Below are 1,200 nucleotides of genomic sequence, written 5' to 3'. Positions count from 1 at the left end.
CTAGGGAAGATGCGAATAAGTCCTGAATGTGAGATCATAGCTGCATAGTAAATCACAGCCATTACCGCCCATGAGCCAACAGTTAACTTTTGCCGATAGTGAGTTTTCCAGCAAACGTCGCCAGACGAGAAAAGAGATTTTCTTATCCAGAATGGATAACCTGCTGCCGTGGTCTCAACTGCTGGAAGTGATTGAACCCTTTTATCCTAAAGCAGGCAATGGCAGACGTCCGTATGCGCTTGAGACCATGTTTCGCATTCATTGTATGCAGCAATGGTATAGCCTCGGTGATGAAGCGATGGAAGATGCGTTATATGAAATTGCTTCGATGCGTCAATTTGCGCAACTATCACTGGATAAAGCCATTCCTGACCGCACAACCATTATGAACTTCCGGCACTTGCTGGAAAAACACAAGCTGACTCGCCAATTATTCAAAACGGTCAATCAATGGCTGTCTGACTGCGGTGTGATGATGACGCAGGGCACACTGGTGGATGCCACGATTATTGAAGCCCCCAGCTCCACTAAAAACAAAAAGAATGAACGTGACCCGGATATGCATCAGACCAAGAAAGGTAATGAGTGGCACTTCGGTATGAAAGCCCATATCGGTGTGGATGCCAAGAGCGGTCTGACTCATACGCTGGTGACCACCGCCGCCAACGAACATGACCTGAATCAGATGAAGAACCTGTTGCATGGCGATGAGGAATTCATCTCTGGCGATGCTGGATATCAAGGCGCAGAGAAGCGTGAAGAACTTAAAGAAAAGGATGTGGAATGGCTGATTGCTGAGCGTCCCGGAAAAGTTCGGGCACTGAAAAAGCATCCCCGCAAAAACAAAACTGCCATCAACATCGAATATTTAAAAGCCAGCATTCGGGCGAAGGTGGAACACCCGTTTCGCATCATCAAATGCCAATTTGGTTTTATCAAAGCTCGCTATAAGGGATTGATAAAAAATGACTCACAGTTAGCCATGCTATTCACCTTGGCGAACCTGTTTAAAGTAGACCAGATGTTACGACGACAGCCAAGATCTGTCTAAAATCCGGGAATAGCCCGGAATAAGGCCAAAATCCTGCCTAAAACAACGGCATATTGGCCTAAATTGCAAAATTAGAGTTTAAAAATTAGGCAGGTGATGCTGCGGCTTAACTAAGCGTTAAACTGCGGGACTTATTCGCAGTTTCCCTA

At 46.0% G+C, this 1,200-nt stretch carries 1 protein-coding gene; it reads left to right on the top strand.

Translation table 11 applies throughout. The features are described from left to right. Positions 1-70: 70 nt before the first annotated feature. The gene (locus NO989_RS21805) at positions 71-1,051 is read left to right on the top strand and encodes an IS5 family transposase (RefSeq protein ID WP_371343196.1); all 981 of its coding nucleotides are present in this window, start codon (positions 71-73) and stop codon (positions 1,049-1,051) included. Positions 1,052-1,200 lie beyond the last annotated feature (149 nt).

This window comes from Alteromonas sp. DY56-G5, from assembly GCF_041414725.1.
Classification (GTDB): Bacteria; Pseudomonadota; Gammaproteobacteria; order Enterobacterales; family Alteromonadaceae; genus Alteromonas; species Alteromonas macleodii.
The sequence above is the reverse complement of the archived record's forward strand: the minus strand, read 5'-3'. Positions and strand labels throughout refer to the sequence as shown.